The sequence below is a fragment of the Sodalis sp. RH20 genome (assembly GCF_047324205.1).
Lineage (GTDB): Bacteria > Pseudomonadota > Gammaproteobacteria > Enterobacterales > Enterobacteriaceae > Acerihabitans.
In genome coordinates this window covers 3,629,180-3,652,521 of record NZ_CP178733.1, presented here as the reverse complement: position 1 = coordinate 3,652,521, position 23,342 = coordinate 3,629,180, and the positions used below count along the sequence as shown (strand labels likewise).

At 53.5% G+C, this 23,342-nt stretch carries 16 protein-coding genes; 11 read left to right on the top strand and 5 right to left on the bottom strand.

All coding sequences use genetic code 11. From position 1 onward, the window contains the following. Nucleotides 1–168: 168 nt before the first annotated feature. From aceE to ACL2XM_RS16800, 8 genes are all read left to right on the top strand, one after another. On the top strand, nt 169–2,838 hold the full coding sequence (aceE, locus tag ACL2XM_RS16835; protein WP_410016395.1) for a pyruvate dehydrogenase (acetyl-transferring), homodimeric type: 2,670 nt from the start codon (nt 169–171) through the stop codon (nt 2,836–2,838). 15 nt (nt 2,839–2,853) lie between these two features. Then, the gene (gene aceF, locus ACL2XM_RS16830; RefSeq protein ID WP_413722147.1) at nt 2,854–4,770 is read left to right on the top strand and encodes a pyruvate dehydrogenase complex dihydrolipoyllysine-residue acetyltransferase; all 1,917 of its coding nucleotides are present in this window, start codon (nt 2,854–2,856) and stop codon (nt 4,768–4,770) included. Between the two features lie 232 nt (nt 4,771–5,002). Next, nucleotides 5,003–6,430, top strand: coding sequence for a dihydrolipoyl dehydrogenase (gene lpdA, locus ACL2XM_RS16825; protein WP_413723545.1), 1,428 nt, complete (start codon nt 5,003–5,005; stop codon nt 6,428–6,430). A 720-nt stretch (nt 6,431–7,150) separates the two neighbouring features. After that, complete coding sequence (locus ACL2XM_RS16820) at nt 7,151–10,021, top strand: M66 family metalloprotease (protein WP_413731272.1); 2,871 nt, start codon at nt 7,151–7,153, stop codon at nt 10,019–10,021. A gap of 375 nt (nt 10,022–10,396) precedes the next feature. After that, nucleotides 10,397–12,994, top strand: coding sequence for a bifunctional aconitate hydratase 2/2-methylisocitrate dehydratase (gene acnB, locus ACL2XM_RS16815; RefSeq protein ID WP_413731271.1), 2,598 nt, complete (start codon nt 10,397–10,399; stop codon nt 12,992–12,994). A 451-nt stretch (nt 12,995–13,445) separates the two neighbouring features. Beyond that, a complete protein-coding gene (locus ACL2XM_RS16810) occupies nt 13,446–14,747 on the top strand; it encodes an ankyrin repeat domain-containing protein (protein ID WP_413727142.1) in 1,302 nt (433 codons plus the stop codon). 249 nt (nt 14,748–14,996) lie between these two features. Continuing rightward, nucleotides 14,997–15,359, top strand: coding sequence for a YacL family protein (locus tag ACL2XM_RS16805; RefSeq protein WP_413731269.1), 363 nt, complete (start codon nt 14,997–14,999; stop codon nt 15,357–15,359). A gap of 171 nt (nt 15,360–15,530) precedes the next feature. After that, nucleotides 15,531–17,315, top strand: a complete 1,785-nt coding sequence (locus ACL2XM_RS16800) for an ankyrin repeat domain-containing protein (RefSeq protein WP_413731268.1) — start codon at nt 15,531–15,533, stop codon at nt 17,313–17,315. A 25-nt stretch (nt 17,316–17,340) separates the two neighbouring features. On the opposite strand, the gene speD is transcribed toward ACL2XM_RS16800, so the two are convergent. From speD to ACL2XM_RS16785, 3 genes are all read right to left on the bottom strand, one after another. Further along, complete coding sequence (gene speD / locus ACL2XM_RS16795) at nt 17,341–18,135, bottom strand: adenosylmethionine decarboxylase (RefSeq protein ID WP_413722151.1); 795 nt, start codon at nt 18,133–18,135, stop codon at nt 17,341–17,343. A 28-nt stretch (nt 18,136–18,163) separates the two neighbouring features. After that, nucleotides 18,164–19,027 (bottom strand): polyamine aminopropyltransferase, encoded by an 864-nt coding sequence (gene speE, locus ACL2XM_RS16790; RefSeq protein ID WP_410016622.1) that lies wholly within the window; start codon nt 19,025–19,027, stop codon nt 18,164–18,166. 124 nt (nt 19,028–19,151) lie between these two features. Continuing rightward, nucleotides 19,152–19,499, bottom strand: coding sequence for a YacC family pilotin-like protein (locus ACL2XM_RS16785; RefSeq protein WP_410016387.1), 348 nt, complete (start codon nt 19,497–19,499; stop codon nt 19,152–19,154). Nucleotides 19,500–19,799: 300 nt separating this feature from the next. On the opposite strand from ACL2XM_RS16785, the gene hpt reads away from it, so the two are divergent. Beyond that, nucleotides 19,800–20,333: a hypoxanthine phosphoribosyltransferase gene (gene hpt, locus ACL2XM_RS16780; protein ID WP_410016386.1), complete on the top strand. Its 534-nt coding sequence runs from the start codon at nt 19,800–19,802 to the stop codon at nt 20,331–20,333. A gap of 51 nt (nt 20,334–20,384) precedes the next feature. On the opposite strand, the gene can is transcribed toward hpt, so the two are convergent. After that, nucleotides 20,385–21,041 (bottom strand): carbonate dehydratase, encoded by a 657-nt coding sequence (gene can / locus ACL2XM_RS16775; protein WP_410016385.1) that lies wholly within the window; start codon nt 21,039–21,041, stop codon nt 20,385–20,387. A gap of 109 nt (nt 21,042–21,150) precedes the next feature. On the opposite strand from can, the gene ACL2XM_RS16770 reads away from it, so the two are divergent. Both ACL2XM_RS16770 and ACL2XM_RS16765 read left to right on the top strand, forming a co-directional pair. Continuing rightward, nucleotides 21,151–22,086, top strand: coding sequence for an ABC transporter ATP-binding protein (locus tag ACL2XM_RS16770; protein WP_413722152.1), 936 nt, complete (start codon nt 21,151–21,153; stop codon nt 22,084–22,086). Then, nucleotides 22,086–22,853: an ABC transporter permease gene (locus ACL2XM_RS16765; protein WP_410016621.1), complete on the top strand. Its 768-nt coding sequence runs from the start codon at nt 22,086–22,088 to the stop codon at nt 22,851–22,853. The genes ACL2XM_RS16770 and ACL2XM_RS16765 overlap by 1 nt, the downstream gene beginning before the upstream one ends. A 56-nt stretch (nt 22,854–22,909) precedes the next feature. On the opposite strand, the gene panD is transcribed toward ACL2XM_RS16765, so the two are convergent. After that, complete coding sequence (gene panD / locus ACL2XM_RS16760; protein WP_413731266.1) at nt 22,910–23,290, bottom strand: aspartate 1-decarboxylase; 381 nt, start codon at nt 23,288–23,290, stop codon at nt 22,910–22,912. Between the last annotated feature and the right edge of the window lie 52 nt (nt 23,291–23,342).

Here is a 23,342-nt window from a genome sequence, read left to right as displayed (position 1 = left end):
GGGTGAGTGAGGAATGCCAACGCACCTGCAACTTGAAGTATGACGGGGATAAAACGGCAACGAAATAATGAGCCTGTCTTCGTGTGTTCTAACGCATCGGCGCCAACGAGCACAGGAAGACAGGCTCCAACTAAATCAATTTAATAGCGATAGATAAGGAACACCACCATGTCAGAACGTTTATACAATGACGTGGATCCGATCGAAACACGCGACTGGCTACAGGCGATCGAATCGGTTATCCGTGAAGAGGGTATTGAGCGCGCACAGTTCCTGATTGATCAGGTACTTGATGGCGCGCGTAAAGGTGGCGTCAGCATCGCTGCCGGTGCCTCGGGCCGTAATTATATCAACAGCATTCCGGTTGAAGACGAGCCTGAGTATCCCGGCAATCTGGAATTGGAGCGCCGCATTCGCTCCGCTATCCGCTGGAACGCCGTTATGGCGGTACTGCACGCATCGAAGAAAGATTTGGATTTGGGCGGCCACATGGCGTCGTTCCAGTCGTCCGCCACCATTTATGAAGTCTGCTTCAACCACTTCTTCCGTGCGCGCAACGATCAGGACGGCGGCGATCTGGTGTACTTCCAGGGCCATATTTCCCCCGGGATCTACGCCCGCGCCTTTATCGAAGGCCGCCTGACCGAAGACCAGATGAATAATTTCCGCCAGGAAGTCCACGGCAAAGGCCTGCCTTCCTATCCGCATCCCAAGCTGCTGCCTGAGTTCTGGCAGTTCCCGACCGTTTCCATGGGCCTGGGGCCGATCAGCGCCATCTATCAGGCTAAATTCCTCAAATACCTCAACCACCGCGGCCTGAAAAACACCACCGCGCAGACGGTATACGCTTTCCTGGGCGACGGTGAAATGGACGAACCGGAATCCAAGGGCGCGATCACCATCGCCACCCGCGAAAAGCTGGACAACCTGGTCTTTATCATCAACTGTAACCTGCAGCGCCTGGACGGCCCGGTTACCGGCAACGGCAAAATCATCAACGAGCTGGAAGGTATCTTCGGCGGCGCCGGCTGGGAAGTCATTAAGGTCATCTGGGGCAGCCGTTGGGATGAACTGTTGCGCAAGGATACCAGCGGCAAGCTTATCCAACTGATGAACGAAACCGTCGACGGCGACTACCAGACCTTTAAATCGAAGAACGGCGCCTATGTGCGCGAGCATTTCTTTGGTAAGTATCCGGAAACCGCCGCGCTGGTCAAGGATATGAGCGACGACGAAGTCTGGGCATTGAACCGCGGCGGACACGATCCGAAAAAAGTTTTCGCCGCGCTGCAAAAAGCGCAGAAGACCACCGGCAAGCCTATCGTCATCCTGGCCCATACCATTAAAGGCTACGGCATGGGCGAGACCGCGGAAGGCATGAACATTGCCCACCAGGTCAAGAAAATGAACATCGACGGCGTGCGCTATTTCCGCGATCGTTTCAATCTGTCCCCGGTGGTGTCCGATGAGACCATCGAGCAACTGCCCTATATCACCTTCAAGGAAGGTTCGGAAGAGTATGAATACCTGCATGCCCGCCGCAAGGCGCTGCACGGTTACCTGCCGACCCGCCTGAAGAACTTTACCAAGCCGCTGGAGCTGCCGACCCTGGCGGACTTCGGCGCGCTGCTGGAAGAACAGAAAAAAGAAATCTCCACCACCATCGCTTTTGTCCGTGTACTGAACGTGATGCTGAAGAACCCGTCGATCAAGGATCGCCTGGTGCCGATTATCGCCGATGAAGCGCGTACCTTCGGTATGGAAGGGTTGTTCCGCCAGATCGGCATCTACAGCCCGAACGGCCAGCAGTACACCCCGCAGGACCGTGAGCAGGTCGCTTATTACCGTGAAGACGAGAAAGGCCAGATCCTGCAGGAAGGGATTAATGAACTGGGCGCGGCGTCGTCCTGGCTGGCGGCGGCAACGTCCTACAGCACCAACGACCTGCCGATGATCCCGTTTTATATCTACTACTCCATGTTCGGCTTCCAGCGTATCGGCGATTTGTGCTGGGCGGCGGGCGACCAGCAGGCGCGCGGCTTCCTGATCGGCGGCACGTCGGGGCGCACCACCCTGAACGGCGAAGGTCTGCAGCACGAGGACGGCCATAGCCATATCCAGTCGCTGACCATCCCGAACTGTATCTCCTACGATCCGGCGTACGCCTATGAAGTGGCGGTCATCATGCATGACGGCCTGACCCGTATGTACGGCGAGGCGCAGGAAAACGTCTATTACTACCTGACCACGCTGAACGAAAACTACCATATGCCGGCCATGCCCGAAGGCGCGGAAGAGGGGATCCGCAAGGGTATCTATAAACTGGAAACCCTTGACGGCGCCAAAGGCAAGGTTCAGCTGATGGGCTCCGGCGCCATCCTGCGCCACGTGCGCGAAGCCGCCGGGATCCTTTCCCGGGACTACGGCGTCGGCTCCGATGTCTATAGCGTGACCTCCTTTACCGAACTGGCGCGCGACGGGCAGGATTGTGAACGCTGGAACATGCTGCACCCGGCTGAAAAACCGCGTGTGCCTTATGTCGCCCAGATCATGAGCGATGCGCCGGCGGTGGCCTCCACCGACTATATGAAACTGTTTGCCGAACAAATCCGCAACTTTATCCCGGCCAGCGAATTCCGGGTATTGGGTACGGATGGCTTCGGTCGTTCCGACAGCCGCGAAAACCTGCGTCATCATTTTGAAGTGGATGCGTCTTACGTGGTCGTGGCGGCGCTGGGCGAACTGGCCAAGCGTGGCGAAATCGACGCCGATGTGGTCGCCAAGGCGATCGCCAAGTTCGGCATCGACGCGGACAAAGTTAACCCGCGTTTGGCATAAGAGGTAGAGAAATCAATGGCTATTGAAATTAACGTACCGGATATCGGTACCGATGAAGTTGAAGTCACCGAAGTGCTGGTCAGCGTGGGCGACAAGGTTGACGCCGAACAATCGCTTATCACCGTCGAAGGCGACAAGGCCTCTATGGAAGTACCCTCGCCGCAGGCGGGGGTGGTCAAAGAGCTGAAAGTGGCGGTGGGCGATAAAGTCACCACCGGCAAGCTTATCATGGTCTTTGAAGACCAGGGCGGCGCGACGGAAGACAGCGCGCCGGCCAAGGCCGAGGCGTCAAACGATGCCAAGCCCGCCGAGGCGAAACCGCAGTCGGGCGGCGCAGCGGAAAGTAAAAATGTCGAGGTGCCGGATATCGGCGGCGACGAAGTGGAAGTGACCGAAGTGCTGGTCAAGGTCGGCGATACCGTGGCGGCCGAACAGTCGCTGATCACTGTCGAAGGCGACAAAGCCTCGATGGAAGTCCCGGCGCCGTTTGCCGGTAAAGTCACTGAAATCAAGGTCAATACCGGCGATAAAGTCAGCACCGGTTCGTTGATTATGGTGTTTGAAGTGGCGGGCGCGGGTGGCGCATCCGCCGCGCCGGCCCAGGACAGCAAGCCGGCCGCTGCCGCGCCGGCTCAATCCGGCGGCACGAAAGACGTCAATGTGCCGGATATCGGCGGCGACGAAGTGGAAGTGACCGAAGTGATGGTTAAGGTCGGCGACAAGGTCAGCGCCGAGCAGTCGCTGATTACCGTTGAAGGCGATAAAGCCTCGATGGAAGTCCCGGCACCGTTCGCCGGCACGGTTAAAGAGATCAAAATCAGCACCGGCGACAAGGTTAGCACCGGTACCCTGATCATGGTCTTTGAGGTGGAAGGCGCGGCTCCGGCCGCGGAGAAGACCGAGACCGCCGCCGCCGCGGCGCCGGCGCCCGCATCGCAGGCCAATAAAAACGCCGCGGCGGCGGCCCAGCCTAAAACCGAGGGCAAGAGCGAGTTTGCCGAAAACGACGCCTATGTGCACGCCACGCCGGTTATCCGTCGTTTGGCGCGTGAGTTCGGCGTTAATCTCGGCAAGGTGAAGGGGACCGGACGTAAAGGCCGTATCCTGCGCGAAGATATCCAGGCCTACGTCAAGGATGCGGTAAAACGCGCCGAGGCCGCTCCCGCAGCCGGCGCCGGCGGCTCTCTGCCGGGCCTGCTGCCGTGGCCGAAGGTGGATTTCAGCAAATTCGGCGATACGGAAGAAGTCGAACTGGGCCGCATCCAGAAAATTTCCGGCGCCAACCTGCATCGCAACTGGGTCATGATCCCGCACGTCACGCAATTCGACGAGGCGGATATCACTGAAGTGGAAAACTTCCGTAAACAGCAGAACGCCGAAGCGGAAAAGAAAAAGCTGGATGTGAAAATCACCCCGCTGGTGTTTATCATGAAGGCCGTGGCCAAGGCGCTGGAGGAACTGCCGCGCTTTAACAGCTCGCTGTCCGAGGATGCGCAGAAGCTGACGCTGAAGAAATACATCAATATCGGCGTGGCGGTGGATACGCCGAATGGCCTGGTGGTGCCGGTGTTCCGCGACGTGAATAAGAAGGGTATCTTTGAGCTGTCGCGCGAACTGGCGGAGATCTCGAAAAAGGCGCGTGACGGTAAACTGACGTCCTCCGATATGCAGGGCGGATGTTTCACCATCTCAAGCCTTGGCGGCATCGGCGGCACGGCGTTTACGCCTATCGTCAACGCGCCGGAAGTAGCGATCCTCGGCGTGTCCAAATCGGCGATGAAACCGGTATGGAACGGTAAGGAATTTACGCCGCGCCTGATGCTGCCGCTGTCCCTGTCCTATGACCATCGCGTCATCGACGGCGCGGCGGGTGCCCGGTTTATCAGTTTCATCAACAACGTAATGTCCGATATTCGTCGTCTGGTGATGTAAGCCCGAGGCCGGCCCCAGGGCCGGCCTGATTGTTTAATGTGACGCTGCCGGTTGGGCGCATTTTCCCCCGGCAGGGCAAACAGGTCACGCGCCGTCCGAACCCGCTTTGCAGATTATTAACATTTCTGTAAACTGGTTTTGATGGAGGCGTCCCGGTGGTATCGGCGCGTTATGCCTTTAATTCGTCAGAAAATTAACGCCTTACCGCTGGTCAAACAACTAAGAGGTCATGATGAGTACTGAAATCAAAACCCAGGTCGTGGTACTTGGGGCGGGCCCGGGGGGATATTCCGCCGCCTTCCGTTGCGCCGATTTAGGTCTGGAGACCGTGCTGGTCGAACGTTACGCGACACTGGGCGGTGTTTGCCTGAACGTGGGCTGTATTCCTTCCAAGGCGCTGCTGCATGTCGCCAAGGTGATTGAAGAAGCAAAAGCGCTAAGCGAAAACGGCATCACCTTTGGTGAACCGAAAACCGATATCGATAAAGTACGTACCTGGAAAGAACGGGTTGTCAACCAGTTGACCGGCGGACTGACCGGTATGGCCAAAGCCCGTAAAGTGAATGTTGTGCACGGCGTGGGTAAATTTACCGGCGCCAACACCCTGGTGGTGGAGGGCGAAAAAGGCACCACCACCATCAATTTCGACAATGCGATCATCGCCGCCGGCTCGCGGCCGATCACCTTGCCGTTTATTCCCCATGACGACCCGCGCGTATGGGATTCCACCGACGCGCTGGCGCTGCGCACCGTGCCGGAAAAGCTGCTGGTCATGGGCGGCGGCATTATCGGCCTGGAAATGGCCACGGTGTATTATGCGCTCGGCTCCAAAATCGACGTGGTCGAAATGTTCGATCAGGTGATCCCGGTGGCGGATAAGGATATCGTCAAGGTCTACACCAAACGCATCAGCAAGCAGTTCAACCTGATGCTGGAAACCAAGGTGACCACGGTGGAAGCCAAGGAAGACGGCATTTACGTCACCATGGAAGGCAAGAAGGCGCCCGCCGAGCCGCAGCGCTACGATGCGGTGCTGGTGGCTATCGGCCGCGTGCCGAACGGCAAGCTGCTTGACGCCGGCAAGGCCGGGGTGGAAGTGGACGATCGCGGTTTTATCCGCGTCGATAAACAGCTGCGCACCAATGTGCCGCATATCTATGCCATCGGCGATATCGTCGGCCAGCCGATGCTGGCGCACAAAGGCACTCACGAGGGCCACGTGGCGGCGGAAGTTATCGCCGGCAAGAAACATTACTTCGATCCCAAGGTCATCCCCTCGATTGCCTATACCGAGCCGGAAGTGGCCTGGGTCGGCGTGACCGAGAAAGAAGCGAAGGAAAAAGGCATCAGCTACGAAGTGGCCACCTTCCCCTGGGCGGCGTCCGGCCGCGCCATCGCTTCCGACTGCCAGGACGGCGTCACCAAGCTGATATTCGATAAAGAAAGCCATCGGGTGATCGGCGGCGCGGTGGTCGGCGTCAACGGCGGCGAGCTGCTGGGCGAAATCGGCCTGGCCATCGAGATGGGTTGCGACGCTGAGGATATTGCGCTGACCATCCATGCCCATCCGACGCTGCACGAATCGGTCGGCCTGGCGGCGGAAGTGTATGAAGGCAGCATTACCGACCTGCCGAACGCCAAGGCCAAGAAAAAGAAATAATCAAGTCTGATTAAGATTGGCTGATGGCTCCCTCAGCTCAGGAGCCGCGCCGGAAATCTAGAAAAATTTTTATACTGTGCAAAAATCCGGGAAAGTTTGCGTTCCTGGATTTTTTTACGCCTATTTTGCCTGGTCCTGCTCTTATCCCCCTTGGAAGCTACCCGAAATCCTCTCTTTGATTAAAGGTTTTCAAGATTATTAAAGATCGGGCAGCGGGCCTTGGAACATACATTTCAATAAACCAGGCATCCGTGGCATAACAGCACATCACGCCCGGCAAGCGTGACCTGACCTTGCATGACATAGCCATGCAGGTTTTACCACCACCCGACGCATCTGCAAATACTGTTATTTTTCAGTGGAATCGCAGCGCAGATATATTAAGAGAAGTCGAAATCCATAATCAGGCTGGATGCCGGTTATACTTGGCCTCCGGGTAATAAAGGTCCGAGCGCCACTAATTTAGCTAACGCATTCCGGATAAGCGTCCAATCTGAATACAGAATAGTTTTGTCTCTGATCACAAATTTAAGCATGATCGTCTCGAATTGCATATATTAGCAGAGGATAACATAGAGATACTAAATTTTGAAATTGATTAGAATGCAACCAAATGCCATACTCACTGAATATAAACACTTAATATAGCCATGGAATATAAGCATTGTCATATGCCTTTATCCATCTATTTAATTAGAGATGTTATATGAGGTAAGCATAATGGAAATATTAAATAACTTTGCATTTGATGAATTACCGGCAACAAGTGATCTCACTGGTAATTTTGAAGCCAGAATATGTTATGCGCAAAATATTACGTTGTATCAAAGAGCAACCCCGCATGATATCCGTCCGCGTTTGGTGGCCCAACGAGATACCCTATTACTGGTACAGCCCCGAGTAACGCTTCCGCCATCGATTTCCGTAACTGGAACGCGTGCTGATGGCGTTAGACTCGGTGTTTTGGACCTGGTACCCCCTGCTCAGTTGCCGACGGTTGATTCACCTGCGATCACAAATATAATTTATGCTCGCAATATGTGGTCGGTTATATTACCCGCGACTTGGATAAACCCTGGTCTAAGGCTTTTATTTGAAGCCGGCAATCAATCTGGTAGTCTAAATAATATTGTTATTGGTGCTCCCAATGAAGTGATTATCCAAACAATCGATATCGGAATGTTGGTAACCCCCCGCGATCGTTTTGATTTTGCTAATCAGCCCAGTTTACATCGAGATTATTATCAAAAAATTCCCGTTAGCCGTCTTATTGTTGGAGAATACGAACCCATCCATCTTACACGTGTAGTCATGCCAAATGGTGTCATCTATACAAGCCAATCGGCGGACAATGGTAGTTGGCATACAGGGGATATGCGTGAATATATTGGTAAGTTTCTGATATCCCAAGGTATCAATTGCGCAAATTATGGTATTAATAGCTCTGATGGGTCTATTGAAATACCGGATAATTATGTTGCATTTCAAATTACTGCGCATAATTCACGTGGGCGCTATCAGAATGGAATTATAGTACATGGTGGAAGCGGTGGAAATGGAATGCTTACTATCGAAGATTCTTCAGGAGAAGAATGGAGTCATGAAGCAGGCCACGCATATAGCCTCGGTCATTATCCTGGACAATGGCGAGGTTCATCCCATCAACGCCCTAGTGTTAATGGTGTTAACGCCGCATGGGGTTGGGATCGCGATCTTAACCGATTTATCGCCAACTTTTTCTGGGACAAAGGAGGAAACCAAAATTGTTGCGGCGGTAGTATTCCCCCCTTCCAAGGCAACCGTTTTAATACTGATGTGATGGCATCAGGACATGCAAGTTCTCCTTTATCTTATTATGCGTTACATACGCCATATGTCCTTAATGTCATACAAAATTTTATTGAGCGGCACGCTGTTTTCTCAAGCAGTTCACCGACTGGTTTTAAAATTTGGGATCCACAAAGTCTGAGATATATTAATTACGTTAACTATGTCAGGCCACCTAGTGTTATTATTTCCCATCAAGCGCAGTTTAATGCTATAGCCAATGATACCAGTGGCAACTTTATCAGAACACAGCTTATACGCATGGGCATTGTGCAACTAATACCCAGTAACGGTAATTGGATTCGTAATGTTCATCTCCCTACGGCAGACGCACAACTCGAGGGTAGCATCGTTTGGGTAGATAGTGATGCACAATCAGATATGTTTATTATTATTGGTAATCAATCTCATCGAGTCTCATACAGGAATAGTAGTATTTTTATAGTAAGAAATAGGAATTGGATAATACTCGCTGACAATTTACCCTTTAACTCGAATACTCTTGAGATTATTTTACAACAAGAAGAAAAGAGAGCGTGCCCCCATCGTAATAAAAATAATTGTGAAGATAAATGCGATTGTGAGCGTGGCTGCGGTTCAGTGTCAAATAAAAATGAAGGAGATTTTGAAAATGCCAATTGTGGCGTTAAAACTGTAAATGGCTTAATTGATCCAAATGTCATGTTGCCCTTTTATCCACCTATTTACACAGATGATACTATTTATCGCATCGACACTCAACAACAATTGACGCGGCTGGGGAATGATCCTTCTGGTGCTGAACTAAGCACTATTTTACAAAGATTTCAAGAAGTTGAAATTATAGTTCGTGATGGTGCATGGACCAGTAATATTAGCTTTCCTGCTGCAAGAGCGATTAGCCTTGGTCGGATTATTTCTTTCACTAACCGGGCAACATGGGACGTGACGGTGATGGTTAATAATACTCCCATTATCTATAGAACTGGAGATTCGACACGCTATGTGGCTGAAAATAATCTTTGGCACTCGCGTGAAAAAAATGATGCGTTAGGAACGCGGGTACCTCGCCAATTTGGCGTTCCGGTAACGACGGTAGTGGGTTATTATGACCCCGAGAGAATTCTACCTACAACTATTTATCCTGCATTGCATGGTGGTTATGGTTTTATTTATTCTTCCTCCCAAAATGTCAGTCCGCTTGAATGCTATTTGCGGGTGACTACGTCAACAGATATTATTCATTATCAATTAGCAAGAGGCCGTATTAACCCTGCTGGAATGAATAAATTCCATATCAATATCAGGCAGATAGACCGGGCCGCCAGAGCGGATATTATTATAAGAAATGTTATTGTTACCTCGTTAACGCTCAACCCTCCAACAACCAGATTGGGTTACACAGTCAATGGATTATCCTCTCGTTCAATGAAGTTTATAAATGGCAAGGCTAATATTAATGAATTAAATAATTTCCCTGAGAAATTATTTGGTTACTTAGCGGAAAATTTTACTGTCAATATCCAGCTCACTAAGACCGATCGGTTGGATATGTTGAAATTGCCTCCTTTCGCGTACAATGGTCAACGTGTGGAGATCGCAGGAAATTCGGGTTTTCCAACAAACGTGATTTTAGACGATAAACAGCAATATATTATTGCGCGTGGTGAAGTCGCAAAATTTATTTTTATAGAGGATGCCTGGCAAAAGGAGATAGATAGCCCAATGAGTTCTCAGGAAAACGCCGCTCTGAATACTGAAAATGATTTATCGTCAGATACCTAAAATCGGCACTCATAGCCGACAACTTCGGGTATATTGGCTGCGATGAGTGCATTTTAATTCAGGGCAAGACTTTTTAAAAACGAACTGAGGTAAATTTTGAATTAACGCACTTATCCATTTTTTGTGGCATCCAAAAATTCGATGCTGCCTATGTCGCTTTCGGGTAGGCGTCCACATCGTATTTTTGGCAACGGTCTGTAGTTGTAACTATAAAATAGTGTTAATTTAACACAGTAAAATCAGCGCCATAGCCTTAACGTTTCAGCTAAAAATTATGTTGCTTAGTTGTAAACAAATTAACAGTACGGTCAAATTCTGTTAGACTGCCGAGAGCAATAAAAGTGAGCAATGACTTATTAAAGCGAGGAGATCGTCGTGCTAGAAGACTACCGTAAGCACGTGGCCGAACGTGCTGCCCAGGGGATTGTGCCAAAACCTCTTGACGCTGCGCAAATGGCGGCGCTGGTGACACTGCTGAAAAATCCGCCGACCGGCGAAGAAAATTTTTTACTGGATCTGTTAACTAACCGTGTTCCCCCAGGCGTAGACGAAGCGGCCTATGTCAAGGCCGGTTTCCTGGCTGCCGTCGCCAAAGGCGACGCGCACTCTCCGCTGCTTACGCCCGTCCGGGCGGTTGAATTGCTCGGCACCATGCAGGGCGGATACAATATCCAGCCGTTGGTTGACGCGCTGGATAGCGAGACCCTGGCGCCGATTGCCGCCGATGCGTTGAAACACATGCTGCTGATGTTTGACAGCTTTTTTGATGTTGAAGCCAAGGCCAGGGCCGGCAATGTCCACGCTCAGCGGGTGATGCGCGCCTGGGCCGACGCCGAATGGTTCCTGTCGCGCCCTGCGCTCGCGGAAAAAATCACCGTGACGGTATTTAAAGTCACCGGTGAAACCAATACCGATGACCTGTCGCCGGCGCCCGATGCCTGGTCCCGGCCGGATATTCCGCTGCACGCCCTGGCGATGCTGAAAAATGCCCGCGACGGTATCGATCCCGATCAGCCCGGCAGCGTCGGACCTATCAAACAAATTGAAGCGCTGAACCAGAAAGGCTTCCCGCTGGCCTATGTGGGCGATGTGGTCGGCACCGGCTCCTCGCGCAAATCCGCCACCAACTCGGTGCTGTGGTATATGGGCGACGACCTGCCTTACGTGCCGAATAAGCGGGGCGGCGGCGTGGTGCTGGGCAGCAAGATTGCGCCGATTTTCTTTAATACCATGGAAGACTCGGGCGCGCTGCCCATCGAGGTTGATGTCTCCGAGCTGAACATGGGCGACGTGATTGATATCTATCCGTTCAAGGGGGAGATTCGCGCCCATGATACCGACCGGCTGCTGGCCACCTTCGCGCTCAATACCGAGGTGCTGGTGGACGAAGTGCGCGCCGGCGGCCGCATTCCGCTTATCATCGGCCGTGGATTGACCGCGCGCGCCCGTGAATCCCTGGGCCTGCCGCCCAGCGAAATATTCCGCCATGCCCGGGCCGTGGTCGCCAGCGACAAGGGATTTACCCTGGCGCAGAAAATGGTCGGCCGCGCCTGCGGCATGGAGGGCATCCGCCCCGGCCAGTATTGCGAGCCTAAAATGACCTCCGTCGGCTCGCAGGATACCACCGGCCCGATGACCCGCGATGAGCTGAAGGATCTGGCCTGCCTGGGCTTCTCCGCCGATCTGGTTATGCAGTCGTTTTGCCATACCGCCGCCTATCCGAAACCGGTGGATGTGGAGACCCACCATACCCTGCCGGACTTTATCATGAACCGCGGCGGCGTTTCGCTGCGCCCCGGCGACGGTATTATCCACTCCTGGCTGAACCGTATGCTATTGCCCGACACCGTCGGCACCGGCGGCGATTCCCATACCCGCTTCCCCATCGGCATTTCGTTCCCGGCGGGTTCCGGCCTGGTGGCGTTTGCCGCCGCCACCGGCGTCATGCCGCTGGATATGCCGGAATCGGTCCTGGTGCGTTTCAAGGGGAAGATGCAGCCCGGCATCACGCTGCGCGATCTGGTGCACGCCATTCCGTATTATGCCATCCAGCAGGGACTGCTGACGGTGGAAAAGAAGGGTAAGAAGAACATCTTCTCCGGCCGTATTTTGGAAATCGAGGGCCTGCCGGAGCTGAAGGTGGAACAGGCGTTTGAACTGGCGGACGCCTCGGCGGAACGTTCGGCGGCGGGTTGTACCATCAAATTGGATCAGGCGCCGATCGTCGAATACCTCAGTTCCAATATTGTGCTGCTGAAGTGGATGATAACCGAAGGCTACGGCGATCGCCGCACCCTGGAGCGCCGCATCAAGGGCATGGAAAGCTGGCTGGCCGATCCTCATCTGCTGGCGGCGGATGCCGACGCGGAATATGCCGCCGTGATTGAAATCGATCTGGCGGATATCAACCAACCGATCCTGTGCGCGCCGAACGACCCGGACGATGCCCGTCTGCTTTCCGAGGTGGCCGGCAATAAAATCGACGAAGTGTTTATCGGCTCCTGCATGACCAACATCGGCCACTTCCGCGCGGCGGGTAAATTGCTTGACCAGCACAAAGGCCAGCTGCCGACCCGTCTGTGGGTGGCGCCGCCGACCAAAATGGATGCCGCCCAGTTAACGGAAGAAGGCTATTACAGCATCTTCGGCAAAAGCGGGGCGCGCGTCGAGATCCCCGGCTGCTCATTGTGCATGGGCAACCAGGCGCGTGTGGCCGAAGGCGCGACGGTGGTTTCCACCTCTACCCGCAACTTCCCCAACCGATTGGGCAACGGCGCGGATGTCTACCTGGCTTCGGCGGAACTGGCGGCGGTAACCGCGCTGCTGGGACGTTTACCAACGGTGGAGGAATATTTGCAGGCCATTGCTCTGGTGGATAAAACCGCTGCCGATACGTATCGCTACCTGAACTTTGACCGGTTGACGGAGTATACCGACAAAGCCGACGAGGTGATTTTCCAGACGGCGGTGTAACTGGGTAATGCCTGGGATACGCAAACGTAACCCCCGGCGCTTCGATCCCACGGCCAGCCATTGCGGCTGGCCGTTTTTTTAGGGTTGAAAAGCAGAAGCGACTTTAAATTTTCAACGTAAGCTATGTGAAACAACCACCGCAATTCTAAAGTGGGCAAATAGGGTTTATATTTTATGTCACTTTTGATTTACCCGATAAAGTGCAAGGCACGGAGGTCTCTCTATGAATGCAGGCGTTTATCCTTGTTTATTAGCGAACGGCGCAAATTGCGCGCTGGGCGATAATTCCGCACAAAGTTATACCGGCGTTAATCGAATAGGGAATATTTTGAAAAATGTTTCCCATTCTGCAATTTCCTTGCAAAACCTGCCGGTCTCTTTTCCTTTTACTCTGCCGGACGCGCCACCTTGCGCGACGCCCGGAAATGATCACCATGAAGCGACCTCCGCTATGCCGCTGGATCCTGACGCGATGGCGGAAATAGTATTAGCCCGCAAAGATAAAATTATGTATGCCGGGCATTATGCCGCAAGAGGGCGTAAGCAGAAAAGAGAAACCGAGTTGGAAGCAGCCCTGGCGCTCGCCAATAATAATCCGTACGGAGAAGTACCGTTAATTTATGCGGCCAGCGTGGGCATGGGCGAAGTGGTCAAAATGTTTATATCGCAAGGGGTAAGCGTTGAAATAGCCGCAATCAGATGGCCGCATAAAGGGATGTTGCCGATACATGTCGCCACGGTTAATAACCAAAGTGCAGTGGTGGAAATATTACTGGATGCCGGCGCTCAGATCAATGCATGCTGGGTGGGGATGACGGCGTTAATGCTTTCTGAAGAATTCGCCGAGAGTGATATTTCAGTCACCCGGCTGCTTCTGGACAGAGGCATCGATTATGACGCCAGGGATTTTAAGGGCAACACCGCCCTGATGTATGCCGCGCGCTTGAATCTTTATGATCATTTTATGGCGATATTCGCTGCAGGCGCGGACCTTTGGTTGCTGAATAACCGTGGCGAGAGCGTATTTTTGGTGGCTTCACGCGCCTGTGATATGCGCATTGCCGCTTTTTTGCTGGCGCAAGGCGCGGATGTCAATGAAACCGACAATACCGGTTCGACGGCCATGGATTCCGCAAGGGCCATGCATCAGCTGGATATGATTACGCTATTGACGCAAGCGTATCAGAGTAATGACGCGGCGCCGGCGACGGCCGCTGTCGAGACCACCCGTCGCAAGCCGCCGACCACCAGCGCGCCTGCGCCGCCGCAGACTATCCTGCGCCCGCGCGGACGCTCCCCCGGCATTGTACCGCAAACCGGGCTGCCCCATACCCCGGCCAGGCCCGGCATAAGCGACGATATTCCAGACCGGCCCGCGGAACCGCTGACCCCTTTTATGATGGCGGCGAAAAAAGACGATTTGAAATTGATCGATGCCCTGCTGGCAAACCGGACAGATATTAACGAAGTTAACGCCATTGGCCGTACGGCGCTGATGCAAAGCGCCGAACGCGGCGCCAAGGTGACGGTCAATGCGCTATTGCTACGCGGCGCGAACGCTACGCTCGTTGATAATAACGGCCGGGACGCATTATTTTACGCCGCGCGGCGCGGTCATACGCCGGTCATGGCGTTGCTGCAACATCATAGTGCCGCGACGTCCGGCGCCGCGGGTCCCTCCGGCATTAACGGCATAAGGTTTGCTAATTTAATCAATAAAATAAAGCGTTTGAGCCAGTTATTTTTCCAGTAGCTGTGGCTTTTTTCAGGGATAGGTTTTTGTTCGCGGCCAAACGGGTTATACCAATGGTTTATACCTGGCGATGTGGCTGAAGGGCGGGCCGGCGCGTCATTCTCCGCCCTTTAACGCTCACGAGCGCGGTAAAACACAACATAGCTAACGATCTTATGCCGGTAAACGGGTAAAATAACCGTTACTGTACGGGCCTGCGCAGAAATTATCTGCCATCTCCCGCAATTGGCTGAGTATGGGCGGACGGCTATGGATTACGCGTTTCAACGGGATATCACCGGTCAGATAAGAGTGACCTTTTCCATGGGGCATGAAGCCGTGGGACATTGGCTTAACGAAGAGGTCAAGGGCAATCTCGTGTTATTGGACGAGGTGGAGGGGCATATCAAGCGGTTGGCCGGCGGCCAGGACAGTTGGCAATGCGTCGGGCATGAGTACACTTTCTGGACCGATGGCGATGAGGTGATAATCCGCGCCAATGAACTTGCCTTTGTGAACGACGAACTGGAGGAAGGCATGAATTATTATGATGAAGAAAGCCTGTCGTTATGCGGGACCGATGATTTTTTGCAGGTTTTACGGCATTATCGCGATTTTAGTCTGTCCCGCTAACCCGCTGGGTATCATCCGATCCGGCTGCGACGTCGTTTGTTTTATTTATAAATAAGAACGTAACGATAAAAGTTATTCCCAGATTATCCGCCATGGCAACGAGTAGTGAAATTCAAAAAATAGTGTGCCTATGACATGATGGCGATGAAAAAATGATCATCAGGTGTCGCTATGAATTCTAACTCAATTAATTCAGGTGAAATTAATCAAGCTCACTTGGAAGGAACATATCATTCTGCTGATGGCGAAAAGCCAGAAAAAGCATATTGGACAAAATTAAAGAAGCTTTCCGCCTGTGTTAATTTGTCTGTCAACGTACACACAGTAACAAACCCTCCTGCCGGTAATGATGGCGCACATCCGCTTAACCTTTGCCACGACGGCGGTCTAAAACGTCCCGCCGTCGTGGCGCCGGCGGCGCCCGCCGTTTCTTGCGCCGTGACGGCGCAAACGCCATGCGTGCCTGACCACTCGCCCGCCAAAAAAAACAGGCTTGGCCAACCCACGGCGCCGCCCGGTGTGCAGCACCGCGGCCATCAGGTCAATATTGCCCGCATAACGCCGTTGACCGGCCAACCCTCTCCCCTATTCCCGCCTGTGGAGGGGACCTTGCCGGCCTTGAGGGGGGAGCATCGCCAGGAAAAAAGCCTGAGTGTGCTCGTGGCGGCGGCCTATCTGGGCAGGGCGGATATTATCGCGGACATGGATAACCATGGCGTCAACCCCGAGATTTGGCATGGTCTGTTAAGGCGGGCGTTGTGTCATGCCTGCCTCTGCGGCGATGAGGCCTTGGTCCGCTTGTTCCTGAGTCATGCCGGTGCGGAAATCATCAATAGACCTGACTGCGAGGGTATAACGCCGCTGATGTATGCGATTTCTCACAATCAAATACCGGTGGTACGCCTGTTGCTGGCAAACGGGGCCAATCCAGATGCTAAAACCAAACAGGGGTTGACGGCCATGATGTTGGCCACCATGACCGGCAACGATAAGATAGTAGGTTATTTATTGGATTATCACGCCGACATCAACGCCGTTAATTTGATGGGCGCCTCGGCGCTGATGATATCTATTCAATATAATACTGAGCAACTTTTTTATTTATTACTGTCACAGGGTGCCGACCCTTTGCAAAGCGATTACCTGGGCCACGACGCTATGATATATGCCGCCATTTATGGTCGGCCAAGCATAATGATTCATTTGCTTAATAAAAATATCCGCCCTGACATGACGGATAGGAGGGGGTTTACACCTTTAATGCATGCCATTGGACAGCATCAGGAAACAATAGTAAAAATATTGATAAGCAATGGCGCCAATGTGAATGCGCAGGATATTTTAGGCACCACGCCTTTGATGTTGGCGGCTCATGCCTCCTGTGAAGATATCATCAAAAGACTTATCGAACACCAGGCCGATGTTTCCCTGACGGATTGTCTAAATCGCACGGCGCTGATGTATGCCGCCGTCAATGTCAATGACGTCATTTTAGCTACCCTTTCGCGTCAACCCTGCAATATCAATGCCGGCGATATCTATGGTGACACGGCGCTGGCATTTGCTTTGCAGCGCGGCGATGCCGCGATCATTAATGTCTTGTTGGAACGCGGCGCCGACCCCTTTATCAAAAACGCTTTCGGCTATACCAGCCTGATGTATGCGGCGCGCTATGGTGATAGCGACATTGTCAGGTCACTGCTGGACCGGAATCTTAACGTCAATGATATCGGCTGTGATGGCAGGACGGCGCTTAGCATTGCCGCTGCGCGGGGACATGTCGATATTGTCCGGCTGCTGATTGCGCACGGCGCCAACGGCGCAATAGCCGATAGCCATTGCCAGACCGCCATGGATTATGCCCGCTGTTATGGCCATAGGGCGGTGATTAAATTGCTGGCGGCAGGGGCTCCGGAGAGCGCAGGTAGGGAGGAATATTCCGGCTACGAAGCCTGAGCCGGTCCGAACACCTACCGGCGGGTCATACCACCGGCAGGTTGCGTCCGTAATAAATTTCCCGCATTTCTTTATACAGCAGGTCCGTGATCTCCTTGCGTTCGCTGGGGCTCAGATCTTCCGGCCTGGCATTGAACAGATAATGCTTTAAATCAAAATCCTTCAGCATCATCTTGGTATGGAAAATATTTTCCTGATAGATATTGACGTCCATCATGTGATACTGCGCCTTCATATCTTTCGATAGAAAGTTCTGTATTGAATTGATTTCATGATCAATATAATGTTTTATGCCATTGATATCCCGGGTAAAGCCTCTCACCCGATAATCCATGGTAACGATATCCGATTCTAATTGATGTATCAGGTAATTGAGCGCCTTCAACGGCGAAATCACGCCACAGGTTGAAACTTCAATATCGGCGCGGAACGTGCAAAGGCCGCCTTCCGGATGGCTTTCCGGATAGGTATGCACGCAGATATGGCTTTTATCCAGGTGCGCCACCACCGATTCCGGCAACGGCCCCGGGTGCTCCGATTTATCGATGCTGAGCGGATCGATAGGATCTTCGCTGACCAAAATGGTGACGCTTGCGCCTTGGGGTTCATAGTCCTGCCGCGCGATATGCAGGATGTTGGCGCCGATCATCGCGCAGGTATCGCTCAGGATCTCAGTCAGGCGATTGGCATTATATTGTTCGTCAATGTAAGCGATATATCCATCACGGTCGTCCGCCGTTTTGGCATAACAAATATCGTAAATACAAAAACCCAGGCTCTTGGTTAAATTATTAAAGCCGTGTAGTTTTAACTTCTGCAATTGAGTTCACCCCCTTATGGCTTGCGTCTCAGCGTGCTGACGACAAGGCATTGAGTAAATACTGCGGCAGGGCAAAGCTGCCGTGATGAATAGCTGCATTATAATAGCGGCATTCCAATTTCGCAGCGGAGAAGCGCGCCTTCAGCGTGGCGGCGTCCAGCTGGCGCAGCGCCGGGTCCTGACTGGCCCAGGCGAAGGTCATCAAACCGCCGTAGTAGGTCGGTATCGCCGCCTGGTAGAAGCTGACATCGCTGAAGTAATGGCTGAGTTTGCGGTGGCTGTGTACCGCCTCGTCCTGCTGTAAAAAACACACCCCGTTTTGGGCGACAAAAATGCCGCCTTCGTTCAGGCAGCGCGCGCAGCCCTGATAAAAATCAGACGTAAACAGGCTCGATCCCGGCCCGATAGGATCGGTACAGTCGGAGATGATCACATCAAAGGTGTCGTCGGTGGCGCCGACAAAATTCACGCCGTCGTCGATAACCAGATGAAAACGCGGATCGTCGAACGAGCCGGCGTTGTGCCCCGGCAGATATTGCCGGCAGAAGGTGACGACGCCGGCGTCGATTTCCACCATGGTCACGCTTTCTACGCCGGGGTGCCGGCAGACTTCACGCAGCATGCCGCCGTCGCCGCCGCCGATAATCAGCACCTTGCGGGCGTTGCCGTGGGCGATAAGCGGTACGTGGGCCATCATTTCGTGATAGATAAATTCATCGCGTTCGGTGGTTTGCACCACGCCGTCCAGCGCCATAACGCGGCCAAACGCGGCGTTGGCGAAAATCACCAGATCCTGATGCGCGGTTTTTTCCCGGTACAAGATAGCGTCCACGTGAAAATACTGCCCGAAATTATCATGCAGCGTTTCGTACCAGATGTCGTGTTGTGGCATGTTGGGATGTGACATGTTGAGCTAACCCTCGGCGAAAACCGCCATGAGAAAACGGCGCAACATAATAGCTAACTCCGCCCCACCTTGCACGGATGATTTTCACACAAACAGGATTTAAAACTCTTTATTTTGCGTAGGCGAGCAAACTAAGGGAATTTGTCGCCAGGCTTTCGCATTTCTTCGGCGTGGGAATGGCGATGCCGCTAAGATCGCGATAGCTGTCTTCTCCCAGGGCGCGCATGTCGAAACTGGCATAGTTGCTGAGGTCCCAACGGTTTTGTTGGGCAAAAATCAGGATGGCACGCCGGATTTGTTCATTGGGCATGTCGGTATAACCACAGTTGTTCTTCAGATAAACAAACACGGCGGTTAAATCGGCCATGTCTTCGGCTTCGGGTTCGGATAAGGCTTGTGACGCGGTTGAAAAACCCAGCAGCCCGAGCAACAGCGTCACCAATAGGGTGTATTTCATGTGAAAACCTGAATCATTCGTTATAGGTTGACGTTATCATATTTAATGATTTTCGCCCTAAGTTTTATTCTGCAGCCGCATTTTTGGCGGTGAAAACCGCTTGATGAAAGTATGGAGCAAACCTGGCGGATTGTCCCGCGCGCGGTGGGTAAAACCGCTAAGATTGCTGATACGCGCGGTGGGCTTGAGCGGGAAGGGCGGGCACGAAGAGCCGTGCAAACCTTGTGTCCGCGCATCGCATGCGCCTGGCGGTTATGCTAAAATTCGCCTCTTTTCAACTTTCTGTAATGTGATCCCGCTATGAAACACACCGTGGACGTCATGATTTCCGCCGGGGAAATCGCTGACCGGGTCGCGCAGCTTGGCCATGATATCAGCCTGCATTACCGCGACAGCGGCAGTGAGATGGTCCTGGTCGGCCTGTTGCGCGGCTCTTTTATGTTTATGGCCGACCTTTGCCGCGCCGTGACGGTGCCGCATGAAGTGGATTTCATGACCGCCTCCAGCTATGGCAGCGGCATGAGCAGCACGCGCGACGTTAAGATTTTGAAGGATCTTGATGAGGATATCCGCGGCAAGGATGTGCTGATCGTGGAAGATATCATTGATTCCGGCAACACGCTAAGTAAAGTGCGCGAGATCCTGCAACTGCGCCAGCCGAAATCCCTGGCTATCTGCACCTTGCTTGATAAGCCGGATCGCCGCGAGGTGCAGGTGCCGGTGGAGTGGGTGGGCTTTGCCATCCCCGACGAGTTCGTGGTGGGATACGGTATCGATTACGCGCAGCGCTACCGGCATTTGCCTTTTGTCGGCAAGGTCGTGCGTCAGGATTGACCGCCAGGCGGCGGTCCTTGGCGGTCTCAGGGATGACGCACGGGTAGCCGGCTATTTGCCGTGCTGTTGCAAAAGCGTGGCGATGCCCTGGCGGTAGCGCTGTTCCAGCGTCTCCCGGCTGGTGGCGGAGACGTCCATATTACGCAGCAGGCCGTCGTGTATGCTGTATACCCAGCCGTGCAGCTGCACCTTCTGGCCACGTTTCCAGGCCGAGCGCATAATGGTGGAGTGCCCCAGGTTGTAGACCTGCTCGATAACGTTGATTTCACATAAGGTGTTGAGGCGATCCTCGGGATGAAGCTCCCCCAGCATTGAGCTATGCTTGTACCACAAATCGCGGATATGCAGCAGCCAGTTGTCGATCAATCCCAGTTCCGGATTGTCGATGGCGGCCTGTACGCCGCCGCATCCGTAATGGCCGCAGATAATAATATGCTCGACTTCCAGTACGTCCACGGCGTACTGCACCACCGACAGGCAGTTGAGATCGGTATGGATAACCAGGTTGGCCACGTTGCGGTGCACAAACAGCTCCCCCGGCTCCAGACCGGTCAGCCTCTCCGCCGGCACCCGGCTATCGGAACAGCCTATCCAAAGGAATCGCGGCTTCTGGGCCAGCGCCAGACGCTCGAAGAAACCCGGGTCTTCTTCTTTGAGATGCTTAGACCAGGTTTGGTTGTTGCTGATAAGGTCCGTGATGTCTTTCATTGTGGTTTTTAGCCCGTAACGACGTAGTGCGATGCGTTAATATAGGTCAACCGTGCGTTTTTTTAAATCAGTTCGTCACATCCATTGAGAATAAGGTAAGTCGTTATCTATGACATATGCATTGGAGTTGGAGAAGTTGACCAAGACCTACGCAGGAGGCGTACAGGCGCTAAAAGGGATAGACCTTAATGTGGAAGCGGGGGACTTTTATGCGTTGCTGGGACCCAATGGCGCGGGTAAGTCCACCACCATCGGCATCATCAGCGCGCTGGTCAATAAAACCTCCGGCAAGGCGCGCGTATTCGGCTACGACATCGATAAAGATATTGTGAATGCCAAACGCCAGCTGGGCCTGGTACCGCAGGAATTTAATTTTAATCCGTTTGAAACCGTCTGGCAGATTGTGGTTCACCAGGCCGGTTATTACGGCGTGGAACGCAAAGTGGCGGAGAAGCGCGCCGAGAAGTACCTCAACCAGCTGGATTTATGGACCAAGCGCGACGAGCGCGCGCGCATGCTTTCCGGCGGGATGAAACGCCGCCTGATGATCGCCCGCGCCCTGATGCACGAGCCTAAGCTGCTCATCCTCGATGAACCCACCGCCGGCGTGGATATCGAGCTCAGACGTTCGATGTGGGGTTTCCTGCGCGATTTGAACGGCAGCGGCACCACCATCATCCTGACCACCCATTATCTGGAAGAAGCGGAAATGCTGTGTCGCAATATCGGCATTATCCAGAGCGGCGAGCTGGTGGAAAATACGTCTATGCGGCTGCTGCTGTCCAAGCTGAAATCAGAAACCTTTATTCTCGATCTGGCGGCCAAGAGCCCGTTGCCGCAATTACAGGGGTATCGCCATCAACTGCTGGACACCAGCACCCTGGAAGTGGAGGTGATGCGGGAACAGGGGCTGAACAGTTTGTTCGGCCAGCTCAGCTCCCAGGGGGTGCAGGTGTTGAGTATGCGTAATAAAGCCAACCGGCTGGAAGAGCTGTTTGTCACGCTGGTAAAAGACGACCGGGCCAGCAGGAGGGCCAAATTATGATGCATCTTTATTGGATCGCCTTAAAGAGTATCTGGCGTAAGGAAATAAACCGCTTCGGCCGGATCTGGATCCAGACGCTGGTGCCGCCGGTGATTACCATGGCATTGTATTTTATTATTTTCGGCAATCTTATCGGATCGCGCATCGGCGAAATGCATGGCTTTTCGTATATGCAATTTATCGTGCCGGGCCTGATTATGATGGCGGTGATTACCAATGCCTATACCAATGTCGCCTCCTCGTTCTTCAGCGCCAAGTTCCAGCGCAATATCGAGGAACTGCTGGTGGCGCCGGTGCCCACCCACATCATCATCGCAGGTTACGTGGGCGGCGGGGTGGCGCGCGGTATTTGCGTCGGCATTTTGGTTACCGCGATTTCGTTGTTTTTCGTGCCTTTCCATGTGCATTCATGGTGGGTGGTGGCGGTGACGCTTATTTTGACGGCGGTGCTGTTCTCGCTGGCCGGCCTGCTGAACGCGGTGTTTGCCAAAAGCTTTGACGATATCAGCCTGATCCCGACCTTTGTGCTGACGCCGCTGACCTACCTGGGCGGGGTGTTTTATTCCCTGACGCTGTTGCCGCCCATATGGCAGGCCATATCCAAGCTCAACCCCGTCGTCTATATGATAAGCGGCTTTCGTTTCGGTTTTCTGGGCATCAGCGACGTGCCGCTGGCGTTTACGCTGTCGGTGCTGGTGGTGTTTATCGTGGTGTTTTATGCCTGGTGCTGGTATTTGATCCAGCGCGGCAGCGGGCTGCGGACTTAGGTATTAGGTAAAGGACGGCGGCGCATTTATGCCAGAGGATGCGCCGCCGGGCGGCGTCAGGCCACCTGTACCGGTACCGCCTTGGCGGTGCGTTTCAGCTGGTTATGGTCGTCGAAATAGGCCACCAGAGGCCGATGGCCGCGCGCCTCTTCATCCGGCATCTGCACGTAGGCGCAAATGATCAGCAAATCGCCGACGCAGGCGCAGCGGGCGGCCGCGCCGTTGACGGAAATAATGCGCGAGCCGCGCTCGGCGGCGATGGCGTAGGTGGAAAACCGCTGGCCGTTGTCGACGTTGTAGATATCGATAGCCTCATACTCCAGGATACCCGCCGCTTCCAGAAAGTCCTGATCGATGGCGCAGGAGCCTTCATAGTGCAAATCCGCCTGGGTCACGTGGACCCGGTGCAGCTTACCTCTTAGCATGGTGCGTTGCATAACGTTAAACCTTTGTACTTTCCCCGCCGGGGAGTGAAAACGCAAAATCGCC